Raw genomic sequence first — 15306 nt, forward strand, 5'->3', positions numbered from 1 at the left:
GTGGCATCGACTAAAGACCTGGCAGCATTGCTGGCCCCACTGCACGCACCTTTTTCGTGCAAGTCTCTGAAAGCACCCAACCGCTTCTGCATGGCTCCGATGTCGCGCTATTTCGCGCCAGGTGGCGTACTGACAGAGGATGGGGCGGAATATTACCGGCGCCGCGCTGCGGCTGGGATCGGCACGATCATAACGGAAGGCACCGGGGTTGCGATCGACCATACAGTCTCGGCCGATACCGTGCCGTTGTTCGCCGGCGATGAGGCGCTTTCCGCTTGGAAATCCGCAGTCGACGCTGTCCACGCCGCTGGCGGTACCTTTGTTCCGCAGCTCTGGCATGTCGGCGGGTGTCTGGACTTCAACTATCCGGATTCGCCACACGCCCCCCTGGTCAGCCCTTCGGGCTTTTGCGGGCCCGATGTCGAAGGTGGTCGCACCATGAGTGACGAGGACATCGCAGACACGATTGCCGCATTCGCCCAATCCGCGAAGTCCGCCAAGGACATCGGATGTGACGCAATCGAACTCCACGGTGCGCACGGCTATCTCTTCGACCAATTCTTCTGGGACAAGACCAACCTCAGGGATGATCGCTATGGCGGGCCCGACATTTCCGACCGGGCGACCTTCGCGGCGGAAACCGTCGCGGCCTGCCGCGAAGCCGTGGGTGAAGACTTCGCCATTATCATGCGCGTCTCGCAGTGGAAGACCTATGATTACGACGCCAAGCTAGCGCGCGATCCGGACGAGATGCATCGCTGGCTCGATCCCATGGTCAAGGCCGGCGTCGACATTTTCCATGCATCGCAGCGGCGCTTCTGGGAGCCGGAATTCGAAGGCGACCAAAAGAATCTGGGTGGTTGGATCAAGGAGGTAACCGGCAAGCCGGTCATCACCGTTGGCTCGATCGGGATGGACCGCGATCTAATGGAAGATTTCGTTGAAGGCATTTCCTCACCGATGCTCAGCCGCCTGGAGGAGCTGGTCGCGATGTTCGAGCGCGGTGAATTCGATCTTGTCGCGCTGGGCCGCGTGCTGCTTGCCGACCCGGACTGGTTGCAGAAGGTTGAACAAGGGCGCCTTTCCGAATTGACGCCATACGATAGGGCAACCGCTCTCGAACACTATGAGCACCACTGATTTCGACACTGAACGACTAGCAGACTGGCTCGCGCGAGTTGTTCCGGAATTTGAGGGGCCGCTCAGCATCGAGCGCTTTGCTGGCGGTCAGTCCAATCCTACCTATCGCCTGATCACTCCGACGCGCGACTACGTCCTGCGCAAGAAGCCGCCGGGCAAGCTCCTCAAGGGCGCACACGCGGTCGAGCGTGAAGCTCGCATCATGGGCGCATTACAAGGCACTGGGGTGCCAGTGCCCGAGATTCACGCTGTTTGCGAGGACGATGCGATCATCGGCACCGGCTTCTTCGTCATGGATCTCGTCAAGGGTCGGATATTCTGGGATGCAACATTCCCCGATGTGCCAGATGCGGACCGGCCTGCCTATTTCGATGCCATGAACGAGACCATCGCACGCTTGCATGACATCGACTACGCGGCCATTGGCCTGTCGGATTTTGGCAAGAAGGGCCAGTACCTCGAGCGCCAGATTGCGCTGTGGACGCGGCAGTATCTAAGCGACGAGGCGGCTGGCCGTGACCCGGCTATGGACGAGTTGATAGCATGGCTGCCCGAAAACATTCCTGTTGGAGAGCGAACCACAATCACCCACGGGGACTTCCGCTGCGACAACATGATTTTCCACCCTACCGAGCCGCGCATTCTCGCCGTGCTCGACTGGGAACTGTCAACTCTCGGTAACCCGTTCGCCGATTTCGCCTATCACGCAATGATGTACCGCATGCCGCCAGACATTGTCGCGGGCCTTGACGATGCCGATCTTGCTGCGCTCAATATCCCATCCGAGGAAGACTATGTGGCTTCCTATTGCCGAAGGGTGGGCATCCCCGAAATTCCCTCCTGGGAGTATTACATCGCATTCAACCTCTTCCGGCTCGCGGCGATTTTCCACGGCATCAAGGGGCGTGTCATCCGCGGCAATGCCAGCAGCCCCGAGGCTGAGGCCAGAGTGGCCAATCTTCCGCGACTGATTGGGCTAGCCCATGATGTCATGATGCGATGCCGTTGACCGAATTGGCCAGAGACACCCGGGGGGGTGCTCTTAGTCTGACGCTAGCTGGTCTCCGCTTGGCAAATTTATCCCTGCCCCGCTCACCCTTCAGGCCATGAGATTCTTCCACCAGGCCAATGCGGCAGGTCACGACCGGCTGCACGTTTATCGCCACTCCCGTCCGCATCAAGCGGAACGGACATGGAAGCGGTCGTCCGGCATCCGCTTTTGGGTGAGATGTCGGAGTTTGCGCCGTTAGCAGCAGGTCCGCTCCTCTGGGCTTGAACGGCAATGCTGCCAGACCGTCCTCAACGAAGCGCCTGCGATAGATTTCCGACCGCTCTCGGGGTGGAAAGCGGTCAAAGCTTGTCTAGCCCTGCCGCTTGGCCGAGAATCCAAACGCCGATAACTAGAAACAACAGCGCTGCCGCGATGCGGACGAACTTGAGCGATACGCGCTCGACGATCGCATTGCCGAAATAGACTGCGGGCACGTTGGCGAGCATCATGCCAAGCGTTGTTCCCAGCGTCACTAGCACGAGACTCTGGAACTGTGCGCCGAGAGCTATTGTCGCGACCTGTGTCTTATCGCCAATCTCCACAAAGAAGAAAGCAATAGTCGTCGTCACGAACGCGCCAAAGCGTTGTTCCTTGGGCTCATCACCTTCGTCGAGTTTATCAGGAACAAGAGTCCAAAGTGCCATAGCTATAAAACTGATACCGACGGCGAAGCGAAACCACTGCCCCTCTAGCAAGCTTGCAACCGCTTGACCCAGAAAGGCAGCAAGGCCGTGATTGGCAAGGGTCGCGGCAAGGATGCCAAGAATGATCGGCAGCGGTTTGCGAAACCGGGTGGCGAGAACGATCGCAAGCAACATGGTTTTGTCGCCGATTTCGGCCAGCGCAACGACGGCGGTAGAGGTAAGAAGAGCTTCCAATGACTAACTCCGGGCAGGGCTTCGAGACTGCAACGGCACTCAATGTCCCGCCCAGCCAGACGGAATTCAGGCGCCATTGGTCTTGCCCGAACGGAACCCTTCGGACCCCTGCGCCACGATCCCTCAGCCGAGTCTGTTGACGCGAAGGAACCGCCTGAAGCTGCGGGCTACTCCCCTGATGACGCGCGGCAGGTAACAAGGTGCCTGTGTAAAATCAATGTCGGCCTTCGGGACGGAGGCTGAGTGTCTGGTCTTGGGTAATGCCTATTGGAAAGCGGCCTGCCGACTTTTTAGATGCCCCCAGGAGCTAATTACCGGCAGCTAATGGATGGAACGCGGACATGGATGAGATTTATCGACAGTGCTCTAGTAATTTTCCCGCTTCAATCCCATCTCGAAACAATTGCAGGAATGAAATAGTAAGCTCCTGTGACTGAGAGACCCTGCGCTCCCGCTTACGAGCCAAGGGATCTCTATGATGCGAGACACATTTCTTCCGCGCTGCCATCCACACATGCTTGGTGAAGAAGGGCGGATCGACTTGGCCCAATGTGAAGCATTGGCCGCCGATATGGCAGAGCTTCGCGAGTTGGGAGTAATTCTGACCCTTGTCGGGAGCTATTCAGTCGGAGCTTACCGATATTCCAACCTCGGCGATGCCCTCGCGCAGGCGCGGTCGCAGGACGCAGGGAAATAGAAAAGGTCCCCGAGCGACCAACGCTAAATGCTGTCGCTTGAGTGGAAAGCAGTCCTTGTGCGAAGCTCAACTTGGTGGTGTGAGCAGCGCCATCACGTGATCGAAGTCTTCATGCACATTGACCTGTGCTCCGCCATTGAAATTGAGAACCACACCCCTTTCGCTTCTTCCGACGAACACGATTTGTGAAACTCGGCAGGCCACTGCTGTTCCATCAGTTCGCTGGAACATCGCAAACCCTGGCGGGAGAGACATGGCGGTGTTCTCTTGTGCTATTTGCAATTACTGCACATCAAGTTGAGCATCTCGCTTCTCCGCCTTTACTTGCAGCGCTTTCGCTCGGTCCAAGGCTACCTTACGGGCTTGTTTCGCCAGCCCACGCCAAGTCTTTTCCGCGCGGAGGTTGCGCTCCTTAACATTTTCGAGCGTTGCCTCTTTCGCTTCGAGAGCAGCTTCGCGTGCTCGCGCATCGTAAAATTCAAATGTTTGCTTCATCGCTTATCTTTCGAGGCTGGCTCCACAGGAAGGTGTTCCCCCCGCGCCCGGTTAGCAGAGGTGCGCGAGGAGAACACAGTAAGACTGTTTAGTCAGCGGCAGAGAGATTCACTGCGCTTTCCTTGCCGTTGCGGCCAGTTTCGACCTCGTAGTTAAGGCGCTGGTCCTTATCCAGGGTCTGCATACCTGCTGCCTGTACGGCGCTGATGTGGACGAAGCTGTCGTTTGAGCCGTCGTCAGGCTGGACGAAGCCATAGCCTTTATCAGTGTTGAAGAATTTTACGGTTCCGGTCTTGCTCATGATAGTTCCTTTCAAGAACGCATGGGGTTGCCGTCCCGCGACATGCGGAACGGTCGTGCATAAAATCGTTAGATGAAAGGAAGTCGTAGTCTGGTTTTCGCCGGGGCCATCAAAGGCAAGCGGCGGTCGTCAAAATCCGAAGTCCGTCGCAAATTTCGACGTCAGCCCGGTTCTGATAGCATAGGGCTCTGAGATCACCTAAGTTTATTTTGCCCGGCCTTTCACAACACACTGAATGGTTGAAACGCCGCTCCGCTTCGATCGTCCCACCTGATTCGCGGTATTCCTGCACCGGCACGCGCCTGGCGTATTCGCTTGGCATAATGCTCAACCAGATCGAAGTAGGTGGTGCGGTGATCAATCGATCGCGCCGTGTTCCTGTTGATGATCGCCAGTTGGTGGTGAAAGTGTAATTCATTGAGGTCCATCGGACTTCCCTTCTTTTTCTTCAGAGGTCTCAAAAGAGCCCAGTCTTTGAACCCGCTGGAATCTCCAAACTGACCGCTTGCTTTTCGCCGCAATCATCGATCTCGACTTCGTAGCTCAACCGCTGACGCGCGATGATCATTTGATCTGGTGCTCGCAGAACGTCGATCTGGCGGAAGGGAAGTAGACGCCCGCCGCCATCCGGGCTGATGAAGCCGGTGCCCCGAAGGCTATTGAAAGTCCTCACATTGCCAAAGATTCTCATGCATGATCCCTTCCGGTCAGCAGGCAGCGACAGCCAAACGCGGCTGCGCAACTAGGAGGCGAAATGGAAGGAAGTGGATCGCCTTGATACGATCCAAGACCGTCGACGACGACTGGTAGCTTTCGGAAGCATGCGCCTCATTCAGTTAGAATGCAAATCGTGCGTTGCTTCGCGGTCAGAACGATCAGGCGCCAGAACTGCGCACTCGTGGCAATTTAGCCAAGGAATTTCCCCGTCGAGCGTCCGCAATTGGGTTGTCAGCACTTGCTCTGCTTTTCTCGTTTTCAACGGCACATCTGCCAGACCGCTCCCTGCAAAGCGCCAGCAGCAGAATTGGGGCCGCTTGCGGGTTGGGAAGACGACGCTGATGTACCGATTAACCACTAGCTGACCACAAGCCACCTCGGACTTCGCTCCTTCATTGCTTTAGCGCATTACTCCTGCCCAATTCATGGAGGGCCTTATGAATTTACGCGTCGCCAAGTCAGTCCTTGCCTGTGCACTCGTCAGCGCATCAACCCTCGCGATAGCCCAAGACGATGCGGCAGGCGGTGTAACAGCTGATGACGAAACAGCGGCAGGCAACGTTATTCTCGTGACCGCCCAGCGGCGCGAAGAATCTCTTCAAGAGACGCCAGTCGCGGTTTCCGCCCTTACCGCAGATAAGCTGGAACAACTTGCCATCACTGAAGTGGGCGATCTGGGTCGGGCAGTCCCCAACCTTCAAGTCTTGCCAGTCACGGCCAATCCTTCCGCCTTACAGATCGGCCTGCGCGGCGGAGCGGAGCAGGCAGGCGGCCTTATTGTGTCCGAACCCGTGGTGGGCATTTATGTCGACGATGTCTATCGAGCCCGGCTGCAGGGAGCCAACGCGCAGTTGGGTGATATCGAGCGTGTTGAAGTCCTGCGCGGCCCGCAAGGTACCTTGTACGGTCGCAACAATTTCTCGGGCGCTTTCAAACTCATCACCAAGACCCCGAGCCCAAGCAATGAGTGGATCAATGCATCGCTCAGCTATGGGACTTTCGATACAATCATCGCACAGTCATCGATCGGCCAGGGATTGTCAGATACCTTGGGTGCTTCCGTTTCAGTCCTTTATCGGGATCAGGGCGATGGTTGGATCTACAATCGAGCGCAGGACAGGGACGTTGGGCAGGAAGAAAATCTTGTAGTGCGCGGAAAGCTCGCGCTGGATACAGGTCCTTTGCGCGCAGCCCTGTCTGTCAGCTACGGCAAGGATACCAATGACGGGTATATTTCCGCGGCCGGTAGCTTTCCCAGAGTGCCCACCGGGCGATCCGATTTTGTCTCAGCTGACGAAGCCACACCCAGGTTCGGAAACGATCCTTATGTAACCGAGTTTCCGCAGGATTCCTTCGGCTACACTGAAACAACCGCCATTTCCCTCAATGCAGAATATGATGTCTCAGACAGCGTTACGCTACGCTCGATAACAGGGTACGTTGATTTGAACGACGGTTGGCGCTGGGATCTCGTAGGCGGGTTTGAAGCGTCGCCTGGAGTTTATTCTCCCGGATTTGACCGTACATCCATCGCGAATGCCAACCAGTTCACACAGGAACTTCAGGCTCTTGGATCAACCGATGGCGGCCTTGAGTGGATATTGGGCGCATTCTATTTTCGCGAAAGCGCTGATCAATCCTTAACCGACAACATCCCGATCTTCTTCCTGTTCAATCTCGATCCGACCACGCTCGATATCAAGACGGACAGCTGGGCGATTTTTGGCCAGGCGACTTATGAACTGACAGACACTTTGGCGCTGACAGCGGGCGCCAGGTACACCGAAGATGACAAATCGTTCGATGCAGAGATCCAGTCCGGCTTCGGAATGCCGAACCCAAGGACAGCGGTAGCTCTGGACCGCAAGTTTTCTGCTTTCACCCCCAAGATCGGGCTGGAAGCAAAACTGTCGGATAACGCATTTGCCTATGCCAGCATCTCCAAGGGCTTCAAGGCCGGCGGTTTCAACGGCCTTTCGGTTCTCAACCCGCTGGTGCTTTCCTCCGTCTATGACGAACAAACGGTGTGGGCATATGAAGGAGGTCTCAAGCTGCAGTCGTCCGACCGCCGACTGACCGCCAATACCTCTGTGTATTACAATGATATTTCGGGGCTTCAGCAAACTGCTCTCGTGGGCCCGGGTTCCTTTGCTCAGCAAAACGTCGGTAGCGCATCCGTCTTTGGCGTCGAAATCGAGTTTGCAGCAGAGCCAATCGATGGCCTCAACCTTTTCGCAAATATCGGCTATCAGGATGACGACATCAAATCGCTCGACCCGTCATCGCAAGCATTCGTAGCAGGCGCAAAAAACCTGCCGCTGGTTAGCGATTGGACCCTTCAGGGCGGCTTTTCCTACGAGACGCCTCTCGGTAACACAGGATACCTGAGCTTCGGTGCGGACGCTCGATATGTCGGCGACTATTGGGTAGAAGTCACAAACAGCTACTTCGTTGATGGCTATACGCGCGTAAACGGCTTTGTCTCTCTTGAGACAAGCGATCGGCGCTGGAAGCTATCCCTGCAAGGTCAAAACCTCACCGACGAGGTCAATTATGTGAGTGGCGCGGCAGGCTTGCCATTCCCCAGTCTCACGATTTTGCGACCTAGGACGCTCCAGGTTAGCATCGGCTACAGTTTCGACTGAAAACTCCTCTGAGGAATGATTATGCTGGGCAGCAGTCTCTCGCGCAGAAGCTTATTGAGATTTGGAGCTAATGGTGGGCTTCTCGCAGCCTCCTTCGCGACTTTTCCTTCGGTCTTGGCGGCGAAGCCACCGTTGCATACGAGCGGTGATCTCGTGCTTGAACCCGGCCTGCTTTTGCGCTGGACGAACGGTGAGCCCCTGATTGAACGCGGCATGCAAATCCTGGTGCGCGCTGGGCGTATCGAGTCCATACAGCGCGAGTCTTTCCCCTCTTCTTTGCCTCGACTGGAAATGGGCAATTGTTTGTTGCTTCCAGGCTTCATCAGCGGACACACGCATGTCTCCGCAGGGACTCCAACACGTGGTTTGGTCGAAAGTGGGAGGAATGACCTCAGGCCTCTGGAACTGGTCGAAGCGCTGCTGGACGACGATGAGCTTGACGCTTTAACGGAGTATAACTTGGCAGAGCTTTTGCTGAGCGGTTGCACCACTCAGCTCGAAATGAGTTGCACACTGCGTCAGGCTGAATCCTACGTTCGGGTCGCATCACGATTTGGTGCGAGAGGCTATCCCGGTGCCATGCTTCCCAATCTTACGCGGCTTGGCCCGATCATCACAGCCACCGATGACAGCGCATTGTATGATGCGGAAGCAGGCACGCTTGAGGAAATTGAGCAGAACCTCGCATTTGCCCGCAAGTATTCCGGCGAGGCAGATGGCCGTATCTTGCCGATGATGTCTCCGATGGCAGCCGATTTCCATACGCCAGAGACCATGAAAGCCATTGCCAAGGCGGCGAGCGAACTGGGCACAGGGATACATACGCACCTCGCCTGGCACCCGATGGAAAATCCGACCATGCAGCGGCGCTGGGGGCAAACTTCAGCGCAGTGGTTTGATGATTTCGGCCTTTTGGATGGTCCGTTTTTCGGTGCGCATATGGGCTATCCGGATTGGAGCACGGATGCGCCTCTACTCAGCCAAAAGGGCGCGATCTACTCTCATTGCCCTGGAATGAGCGGTCTCGGTGGCCCGACCCAGCCCTATCCTGAGGCATTGGGACACGGTATCAGGACCAATGTCGGGATCGACACCCATTCCAACAACTATCTCGAAGTCCTCAAGCTAGCGGTGATCACGGGGCAGGCGCGGTATCACCTTCTCAAGGACATTTCGGAGCTGCCGATTGCGGAGCCAACGATGCTCGATGCGATCAAGGGAGCAACACTCTATCCGGCAGAGGCTCTTGGACGAGGTGATCTCGGGCGGATCGAGGAAGGCGCATTGGCTGACCTTGTTGCGATTGATGTCAGCGGCTTCCTCGTCGGAGGAGGCGCATTGCCACCCGAACCACTCAACAACCTGCTTTATGCGAGCGGCCAACAGGTTCGCCACGTGATGACTCAAGGCCACCTGCAAGTGCGTGATGGATTGTTGCAAGTCGCAGACGCCACCGCAGTAATGAAACGTGGAGGAAAAGTCATCCAGAAGATCTGGACGGCGCTGCAAGCTGAAGGCTGGTTGCCATCGCAAGAATAGTGAGAACGGATTAACCAAAATACATTATCATCCGCAAATGGGCTGTAAGCGGACTGTCCGGTTTTGGGATTGCTACTCTAGCAAAGCCGCCATTCCGCTGGCGACCCTTTCGCAGCCTAAACCCTTTCCGCTATTCCCACTTGGCGCGAAAGCATGACAAAAGCCGGTCAGCTTGCAACGTTCTCACACAGCATTTCCCGATCAAGACCAGAAGCCATGACTGTTCGGCCGTAGGTGCCGCCACCTTGGTGCTTTTGTTCCAGTTCAATCACATAGGAAAAACATTTGCCGTCCCCTCGCCTGACCGCGAGGTCGGCCCGTTGGTCGCGCGACAGGATTATCCCGGTGATGGGGTTGCGGCGGACCGTCCAGCCAGAACTCAAGAGATGGACTTTCAATACTTCGCTGCCGGCGAACTCTCCCTGTGTCCAAACGCTGGATTTCCAGGCATTGGCAAAATCATTCTCGGTTGTCGGATCGCGCCGCACTGCGGGGTAAAGCCGCATTGTCGCGACACGTGCCGCCTGAGCAGCTTCCCTTCCCTGCTTGACCGACTGGAGCGACCCAAGGTCGGACATTGCCGCCATGACAATTCCGCTCGCTGCACTGATATTGCTGCTGTCAGGATACAATCGGGCCAGCTGGTTCATCTGTTCGGCGCGGTAGGCCATCAGGAAGTATTGCGCGATCGCCAGATCGTCACGGCCATCGCTGTTGCGAAACTTATCGAGATCGATCGATGAAACCGTGCGGGCAGTGTAATCGGCATGCCGGTCTGCTGCCGCGGCGGTGCGAACAGCATAGCTGTTCGATCGATCATTCGCCATCGTGACCAGATCGGCTGTGATTGCCGCGCTCATGTCTTCACGGAACCGTTCGAGCGTTTGCATGGCGTCGATCTGCGCCTGATCGTTGTCCGCCAGAAAGGCCCGGTGATCGGGAACGAAATCGCGGATCTTGTCGAAAACCGTCTCCACCAGATCGGCCTGGCGGCGCTGTTCCTTGCGCTGTGAAGCAGCATCCATTGCCGCAGCTGGCGCATTGGTTTGGGCAGATCTCCGCAGCTCTGGCAGTTTTACGGGTGGAGTAGATTGCCCCATAACGGGCGTTTGGCCAATCGTGGCGAGAGCGGCCAATGTCAGAAGGCCTGCCGAAGCCATTCGCGGCGCGCTGAAGCAGGTTTTGCGTGACATAACAGTTTCTCCTATTGCGCTGCGGATGTCCCGTCCGGTTCGTACTCGGCCATGCAGGCGTCGAGAGTCCTCTGCTGCTGCGCATCGTCGGGCATTGTCTGCGCAGTCATTTCGCCGGCATCGATCAACCGGTTGACGGTACAGTCGCAAATGTCCTTCGCAGCTTCGCTCGGAACCTGCTGGATCACCGCCACGCTCACACATTGGCGGATGGCGGAGTTGCGCTGCATATCGCTCAGTGGCGCTTCGGCTGTGTTGGCATCCTCATCGGCCCCGCGTTCGCTTGTCCCGCCGCAGGCAAGGAGCGGGAGAGCCAGACAGGCGGCCAGAGCTATGGTCCGGATCGAAGACATGGCAGGATTCCTTTCGTGTTGAAGGCTTGGCGGCAGCCCGGCGGTTCAGCGCATCTGTGCACTGACCATCACATTGGCGTTGACCAACATGCCGATGATGACCCCGAGGATTGACTTCCAAGCGAGAGGGCCGGATGCCGACCATTCCGATCGCCCTTGAGTGTGCAGCAGCTTCACCTCAGAAGCCGAAGGACACGGCGACATGCACACCGGAACTGCGCAAGCTGCTGGAGCCTATCCCGTCATGGAACGCTGAGAGGCTTGAGCGGAAGCTGCCCTGGCCGAAAAGGTCCAAGCCACCTTCAATCCTTGCGCGCAACCCATCATCAAGCACTGCGTTCGTGCCCGTTCCGAATGTATAGATGCCTTCGATCTCTGCGAAGGGCCGCAGCGTCCAGCCGCTCTGCAGAACGATCGCCTTGTGCACCCTTGGCCGGAAGCTCAGATCGCCCTGGTCAACCCTCTGGCCCGGAATGGCAATGTTTAGGCTGTCGGTATAGGCAAGCGCCTTCTCGCTCATGTAGCGGAGCGTGAACTCAGGCCGGATCTGGATCGATTGACCGATGTCGAACTGCCCGACCAGAGAACCGGAATAAAGGCTCCGCTTGGTGTCGAAAGCATCGGCATAGGTCCCCAGCGGCGAAACCCTGTTTTCCGACTTGCCCCAGGTGGCCCGCACTTCGCCGAACAGCTGCGGTGCAAGGCGCGTCATGACATAGGGGCCCACCATCCAGCCATTGCCGTCAGCTTCGCCTTCTTCAAGCGGTCCGTCATTCGAGAAGTGATCGAATTGACCGAGCACGCCAAGTAGCAGAGATTCGTTGACCCGATAGTCAATTCCGGTGTGTATGATCCGAAAGCTGCCGTCCTGTTGGCCCAGCCGCGCATCGGCAAAATATGCCTCCGCCCAGATATCAAGCGGCTGCCTGCCGCGATCGGGATCGCCTGCCGCCGCAGCCAAAGTCGCGAGGCTGGTCGACAACCGGCTTTGACCGCTGGCAAGGGACAGCGCGATCGGGAGCGATCCCGATCCAGGCACGGGCATGCCGTAGGCGGTGGCGCTCGCGCCGCTGCCAGGGCTTTCCTGGAGCCGGTCGAGACGCCGCTGCAGATCGGGCTGCATCGACATGATCAAGGCATTGCGGCCAGTCAGGAAGTTGTTGATCGCGCTTATCGCAGCTTCGCGTGCACTGGCACTGGTAAAGATGCACACCAAATTTTCGTTCGGCGCGAGTGCCAGTGCGACGCTGCGGCTGGATAAGTCGACCACTGAGTCGCTGTCGTTGCAGCTGATGTCAGTCAGCGCGAGCCCGGAACTGGCCAAATCACTCACACTGACGGAATAGGATCCTGCTGCGACACTGGTTGCTGACAACTGGCCGGTTCCGCCGCTGGTTGCGATTGTACCGTTGAGCGCGGCGATATCCGAAGTAAACGCAAAGCTGGCGTCGCTGCCGATAACGCGTTGGACGATCGTCACGGTGCCGACACCGCGCACTCCGACCGTTACGGTATCCGACTCCGATGTTACCTGCCCGTCGCTGACGGTAAGGCTGAACACCAGATCCTCCAACCCCTGAACGTTGGGTGCCGTAAAGCTGGGCGATGCGCTGCCAGGATCGGACAAGGTGACAGTGGGCCCGGATACCTGCGTCCATGTATAGAACAGCGGATCGCCGTCCGGATCGGTCGAGGCGGTTCCATCAAGTGTCACAGTCGACCCGCTGTCTATGGGTCCCTGGTCAATCCCGGCATTGGCCACCGGCGGCGCGTTCGCGGCGACAGTGATTACCACTGTATCTGACGGTAATCCCTCAAGCCCATTGGTAATCCCGTCGCTGACGAAGACGCGGAATACCAGTGTCTGCGTGGATCCGTTGGAGGCCGGGGCGGTGAAAGTGGGTTGTGCCAAGGACGCATCGCTCAGGGTCACCGTCGGCCCCGACACCTGCGTCCATGTGTAGCTAATCGCGTCGCCATCGGCATCGGTCGTGCCACTCGCATCAAGCGTAACCGTGCTGTTGCCCTGTACAGTCTGGTCCGGTCCGGCGTCGGGAACGGGAAGCGTGTTGCTTTCAACCGTGATGGTAACAAGGTCGGGAGCGGAACTGGCGTTCCCGTCGTTCACCACCAGCTGGAACCCCAGTTCCTGAATACCGTTCCGGCGCGCGGGTGAGGTGAAGGTCGGATTGGCGGCCGCCGGGTCCGACAAGGTTACTGGCGGTCCGGACACCTGCGTCCAGCTGTAAGTGATGGGGTCGTTGTCGCTATCGCTCGAGCCTGAGCCATTCAGCGTCACCTGCGCATCCCCGCCAACGGTCGCATCCGGACCCGCATCGGCCACCGGCGCGTTATTGGCAGCGATCTGGATAGTAATCTGCTCCGCATCGCTCGCGTCGAACGAGTCGGCAACGAAGAGCTGGAAGACCACCGTTTGCACGCTGTTTGTGGCTGTAGGCAGCACGACATTGGTGGTTGCTGCGCCGGGATCAGCGATGGTCGCTGCAGGCCCGCTCACCTGGGTCCACTGATAGATCAGCGGATCGCCATCGGGATCGGTCGAGCCGCTTCCGTCCAGCAAAATGGTTGCGCTGCCTGAAGCGGTCGCGGGGCCGCTGATCGCTGCCGTCGGAGCTTGGTTGGCGGGGACGGTGATATTGACGGTGTCGCCGGTCGAAGTGGAGTTGCCGTCATTGGCCGTGAGGATGAAGGTGAGAACCTGTGCAGAAGCGGTCCTCGCCGGAGCGGTGAAGCTGGGGGTGAGTGTGGTTGCGCCGGCCAACGTCACGGCAGGCCCGCTGGTCTGGGTCCATTGATAGGTGAGGGGATCGTTCTCAAGATCGTTGGCCGATCCGGAGAGGGTGACGTTGCTGCCTGCGGCTACAGTCGCATCTGGTCCGGCATTGACGGTTGGCGCCGCATTATCGGGAATTGTGATTGTCACCGTGTCCGCTGCCGATGCGATTAAGCCATCGTCGACCACCAGCTGAAACACGAGTGTTTGCGGGGCAGTCGAAGCCGCAGGCGCGGTGAAGCTGGGCGTTGCTGTGGTGGCACCCGTCAGCGTTACCGCTGGGCCAGACAGCTGGGTCCACTGATAGGTAATGGGATCGCCATCACCGTCGCTCGATCCCGTACAATCGAGCGAGCCGGTGGTACCACCGCCCACGCTCGCATCCGGACCAGCATTCGCGGTGGGGCCGATATTGCCCGGAATGGTAATGTTATTCCCAGATGGCGGGCGAAGAATTGAGCTGAAATCCCTTGCGTTGAATTTGCAACGTGCAGCATGGCGTAAAACCACAACGAGAGAGGCAGTTTGGTGGCATGGAACAGCGTTCCGGCCAGCGGCGAGATGGCGCAACCACACACGCTCTGGTAATATCTTTTGCCTTGCCGGGGATAGTACGTCTTTGGCGCGTTGCTGCATTCGCAGCAGGGCATGGATCCAAAGCGGGCCTTGAAAACATGATCAAGACAGCTTCGTTCCTCAGGGAAGAGCGTGTGCAGGGTTTGCAAGCTGGTCCCGCGATAGCCTGGGCGCGGCGATTTGAAATCGTGCGAGGGATAGCCGAGATCAAACGGCACGGCAGCGGATTCGTGGCCGGGCCGGTCTAGGGCTGGCGGGGTTCCTGCTCGACCGGCACTTGACTGCTGTTGCTGGCATAGCGTTCAAGCAGAGATAGGACTGTATCGATCTCGCGGCACAGCGTTTCAGGCAGGATGCGGGTAGGGGGTCCGAGCTTGCTAGAGCGTGCATCGGCGATATTCTCGCGAATTGCGCGGATTTCGTCGGTATCAAGAGCAACGAGCGCCTGGTCTGCGGGCATGGGACATCTCCGGGTGCTGCGCTCCTGCAACGAGTGATGTGGATGTCAGAGGAATGCGGCGAGCCCGAGGATCAGGATTCCGGCGAAGAATACAAGCAAAAAGTCGATTTCCCACCATTGTCCATCGCGTGCCTCGCGCGCGGTTATCCCGAGGCGTTTGGCGATCCATTGGCGCATTGCGCTAAGGAGGCGTGAGAAGGGCACGGTCAATTGGTTAGGTTGGGTGGGTGTGTCATGCAAGTGTGGCTTCGCTGCATGGCGTATGTTGGCGGTGGGGTGGCATAGCGGATTGTTGCCATTGTCCAGGCGTTATCGCGCAAGGGATATCATGAGAGACAGCAATAGAGAGAGCTTCAGCCAAGCGTAAATGAGCCGCGCTTGAGACTCATGGTCCGCCCTTGATAGTGGCAAAGGGGCGCGGCAGCGAAGGCGAAGCTGCAAGAAGCCTCGTGCAGCAGGCCGTTAGG

General features: G+C 57.9%; 16 protein-coding genes. 6 read left to right on the forward strand and 10 right to left on the reverse strand.

What is annotated here, in order from left to right; all coding sequences use genetic code 11:
* Both ACG9DO_RS14890 and ACG9DO_RS14895 read left to right on the forward strand, forming a co-directional pair.
* Positions 1–1140, forward strand: a complete 1140-nt coding sequence (locus ACG9DO_RS14890) for an NADH:flavin oxidoreductase (RefSeq protein ID WP_394731285.1) — start codon at positions 1–3, stop codon at positions 1138–1140.
* On the forward strand, positions 1127–2149 hold the full coding sequence (locus ACG9DO_RS14895; protein WP_394729307.1) for a phosphotransferase family protein: 1023 nt from the start codon (positions 1127–1129) through the stop codon (positions 2147–2149). The genes ACG9DO_RS14890 and ACG9DO_RS14895 overlap by 14 nt, the downstream gene beginning before the upstream one ends.
* A 341-nt stretch (positions 2150–2490) precedes the next feature.
* Here ACG9DO_RS14895 and ACG9DO_RS14900 read toward each other — a convergent pair whose 3' ends face one another.
* A complete protein-coding gene (locus ACG9DO_RS14900) occupies positions 2491–3069 on the reverse strand; it encodes a TMEM165/GDT1 family protein (RefSeq protein ID WP_394729309.1) in 579 nt (192 codons plus the stop codon).
* Positions 3070–3583: 514 nt separating this feature from the next.
* Between ACG9DO_RS14900 and ACG9DO_RS14905 the strand changes: the two genes are divergently transcribed.
* Positions 3584–3766, forward strand: a complete 183-nt coding sequence (locus tag ACG9DO_RS14905; RefSeq protein WP_394729311.1) for a hypothetical protein — start codon at positions 3584–3586, stop codon at positions 3764–3766.
* 66 nt (positions 3767–3832) lie between these two features.
* On the opposite strand, the gene ACG9DO_RS14910 is transcribed toward ACG9DO_RS14905, so the two are convergent.
* From ACG9DO_RS14910 to ACG9DO_RS14925, 4 genes are all read right to left on the reverse strand, one after another.
* Positions 3833–4021 carry a hypothetical protein gene (locus tag ACG9DO_RS14910; RefSeq protein WP_394729313.1) on the reverse strand — a complete coding sequence of 63 codons (189 nt, stop codon included), beginning with the start codon at positions 4019–4021 and terminating at the stop codon, positions 3833–3835.
* Positions 4022–4349: 328 nt separating this feature from the next.
* On the reverse strand, positions 4350–4562 hold the full coding sequence (locus ACG9DO_RS14915; protein ID WP_394729315.1) for a cold-shock protein: 213 nt from the start codon (positions 4560–4562) through the stop codon (positions 4350–4352).
* A 221-nt stretch (positions 4563–4783) separates the two neighbouring features.
* Positions 4784–4990, reverse strand: coding sequence for a hypothetical protein (locus ACG9DO_RS14920; RefSeq protein WP_394729317.1), 207 nt, complete (start codon positions 4988–4990; stop codon positions 4784–4786).
* A 29-nt stretch (positions 4991–5019) separates the two neighbouring features.
* On the reverse strand, positions 5020–5253 hold the full coding sequence (locus ACG9DO_RS14925; RefSeq protein WP_394729319.1) for a cold-shock protein: 234 nt from the start codon (positions 5251–5253) through the stop codon (positions 5020–5022).
* A 463-nt stretch (positions 5254–5716) separates the two neighbouring features.
* On the opposite strand from ACG9DO_RS14925, the gene ACG9DO_RS14930 reads away from it, so the two are divergent.
* Both ACG9DO_RS14930 and ACG9DO_RS14935 read left to right on the forward strand, forming a co-directional pair.
* Entirely contained in the window at positions 5717–7924 is a 2208-nt protein-coding gene (locus ACG9DO_RS14930) for a TonB-dependent receptor (RefSeq protein ID WP_394729321.1), read from the forward strand.
* 303 nt (positions 7925–8227) lie between these two features.
* Positions 8228–9463, forward strand: coding sequence for an amidohydrolase family protein (locus tag ACG9DO_RS14935; protein ID WP_394729323.1), 1236 nt, complete (start codon positions 8228–8230; stop codon positions 9461–9463).
* A gap of 167 nt (positions 9464–9630) precedes the next feature.
* Here the strand turns inward: ACG9DO_RS14935 and ACG9DO_RS14940 are convergent, their stop codons facing one another.
* From ACG9DO_RS14940 to ACG9DO_RS14950, 3 genes are all read right to left on the reverse strand, one after another.
* Positions 9631–10656, reverse strand: coding sequence for a hypothetical protein (locus tag ACG9DO_RS14940; protein ID WP_394729325.1), 1026 nt, complete (start codon positions 10654–10656; stop codon positions 9631–9633).
* 11 nt (positions 10657–10667) lie between these two features.
* Positions 10668–11009 carry a hypothetical protein gene (locus ACG9DO_RS14945; RefSeq protein WP_394729327.1) on the reverse strand — a complete coding sequence of 114 codons (342 nt, stop codon included), beginning with the start codon at positions 11007–11009 and terminating at the stop codon, positions 10668–10670.
* A gap of 178 nt (positions 11010–11187) precedes the next feature.
* Positions 11188–14439, reverse strand: coding sequence for a PKD domain-containing protein (locus ACG9DO_RS14950; RefSeq protein ID WP_394729329.1), 3252 nt, complete (start codon positions 14437–14439; stop codon positions 11188–11190).
* Here ACG9DO_RS14950 and ACG9DO_RS14955 point away from each other — a divergent pair.
* Positions 14337–14627 carry a hypothetical protein gene (locus ACG9DO_RS14955; protein ID WP_394731290.1) on the forward strand — a complete coding sequence of 97 codons (291 nt, stop codon included), beginning with the start codon at positions 14337–14339 and terminating at the stop codon, positions 14625–14627. The genes ACG9DO_RS14950 and ACG9DO_RS14955 overlap by 103 nt on opposite strands.
* Here ACG9DO_RS14955 and ACG9DO_RS14960 read toward each other — a convergent pair.
* Both ACG9DO_RS14960 and ACG9DO_RS14965 read right to left on the reverse strand, forming a co-directional pair.
* Positions 14624–14839 (reverse strand): hypothetical protein, encoded by a 216-nt coding sequence (locus tag ACG9DO_RS14960; RefSeq protein ID WP_394729331.1) that lies wholly within the window; start codon positions 14837–14839, stop codon positions 14624–14626. The genes ACG9DO_RS14955 and ACG9DO_RS14960 overlap by 4 nt on opposite strands.
* A gap of 45 nt (positions 14840–14884) precedes the next feature.
* On the reverse strand, positions 14885–15043 hold the full coding sequence (locus ACG9DO_RS14965) for a hypothetical protein (protein ID WP_394729333.1): 159 nt from the start codon (positions 15041–15043) through the stop codon (positions 14885–14887).
* Between the last annotated feature and the right edge of the window lie 263 nt (positions 15044–15306).

Source organism: Altererythrobacter sp. GH1-8 (genome assembly GCF_043702085.1).
In the GTDB taxonomy this organism is placed as follows: domain Bacteria; phylum Pseudomonadota; class Alphaproteobacteria; order Sphingomonadales; family Sphingomonadaceae; genus Erythrobacter.

What these genes read in the sequence shown, in the direction of transcription:
- ACG9DO_RS14895 (WP_394729307.1), top strand. Translation starts at nt 1,127, where the DNA reads ATGAGCACCACTGATTTCGACACTGAACGACTAGCAGACTGGCTCGCG.
- ACG9DO_RS14905 (WP_394729311.1), top strand. Translation starts at nt 3,584, where the DNA reads ATGCTTGGTGAAGAAGGGCGGATCGACTTGGCCCAATGTGAAGCATTG.
- ACG9DO_RS14910 (WP_394729313.1), bottom strand. Translation starts at nt 4,021, where the DNA reads ATGTCTCTCCCGCCAGGGTTTGCGATGTTCCAGCGAACTGATGGAACA.
- ACG9DO_RS14915 (WP_394729315.1), bottom strand. Translation starts at nt 4,562, where the DNA reads ATGAGCAAGACCGGAACCGTAAAATTCTTCAACACTGATAAAGGCTAT.
- ACG9DO_RS14920 (WP_394729317.1), bottom strand. Translation starts at nt 4,990, where the DNA reads ATGGACCTCAATGAATTACACTTTCACCACCAACTGGCGATCATCAAC.
- ACG9DO_RS14925 (WP_394729319.1), bottom strand. Translation starts at nt 5,253, where the DNA reads ATGAGAATCTTTGGCAATGTGAGGACTTTCAATAGCCTTCGGGGCACC.
- ACG9DO_RS14930 (WP_394729321.1), top strand. Translation starts at nt 5,717, where the DNA reads ATGAATTTACGCGTCGCCAAGTCAGTCCTTGCCTGTGCACTCGTCAGC.
- ACG9DO_RS14940 (WP_394729325.1), bottom strand. Translation starts at nt 10,656, where the DNA reads ATGTCACGCAAAACCTGCTTCAGCGCGCCGCGAATGGCTTCGGCAGGC.
- ACG9DO_RS14945 (WP_394729327.1), bottom strand. Translation starts at nt 11,009, where the DNA reads ATGTCTTCGATCCGGACCATAGCTCTGGCCGCCTGTCTGGCTCTCCCG.
- ACG9DO_RS14955 (WP_394731290.1), top strand. Translation starts at nt 14,337, where the DNA reads ATGGAACAGCGTTCCGGCCAGCGGCGAGATGGCGCAACCACACACGCT.
- ACG9DO_RS14950 (WP_394729329.1), bottom strand. Translation starts at nt 14,439, where the DNA reads ATGCAGCAACGCGCCAAAGACGTACTATCCCCGGCAAGGCAAAAGATA.
- ACG9DO_RS14960 (WP_394729331.1), bottom strand. Translation starts at nt 14,839, where the DNA reads ATGCCCGCAGACCAGGCGCTCGTTGCTCTTGATACCGACGAAATCCGC.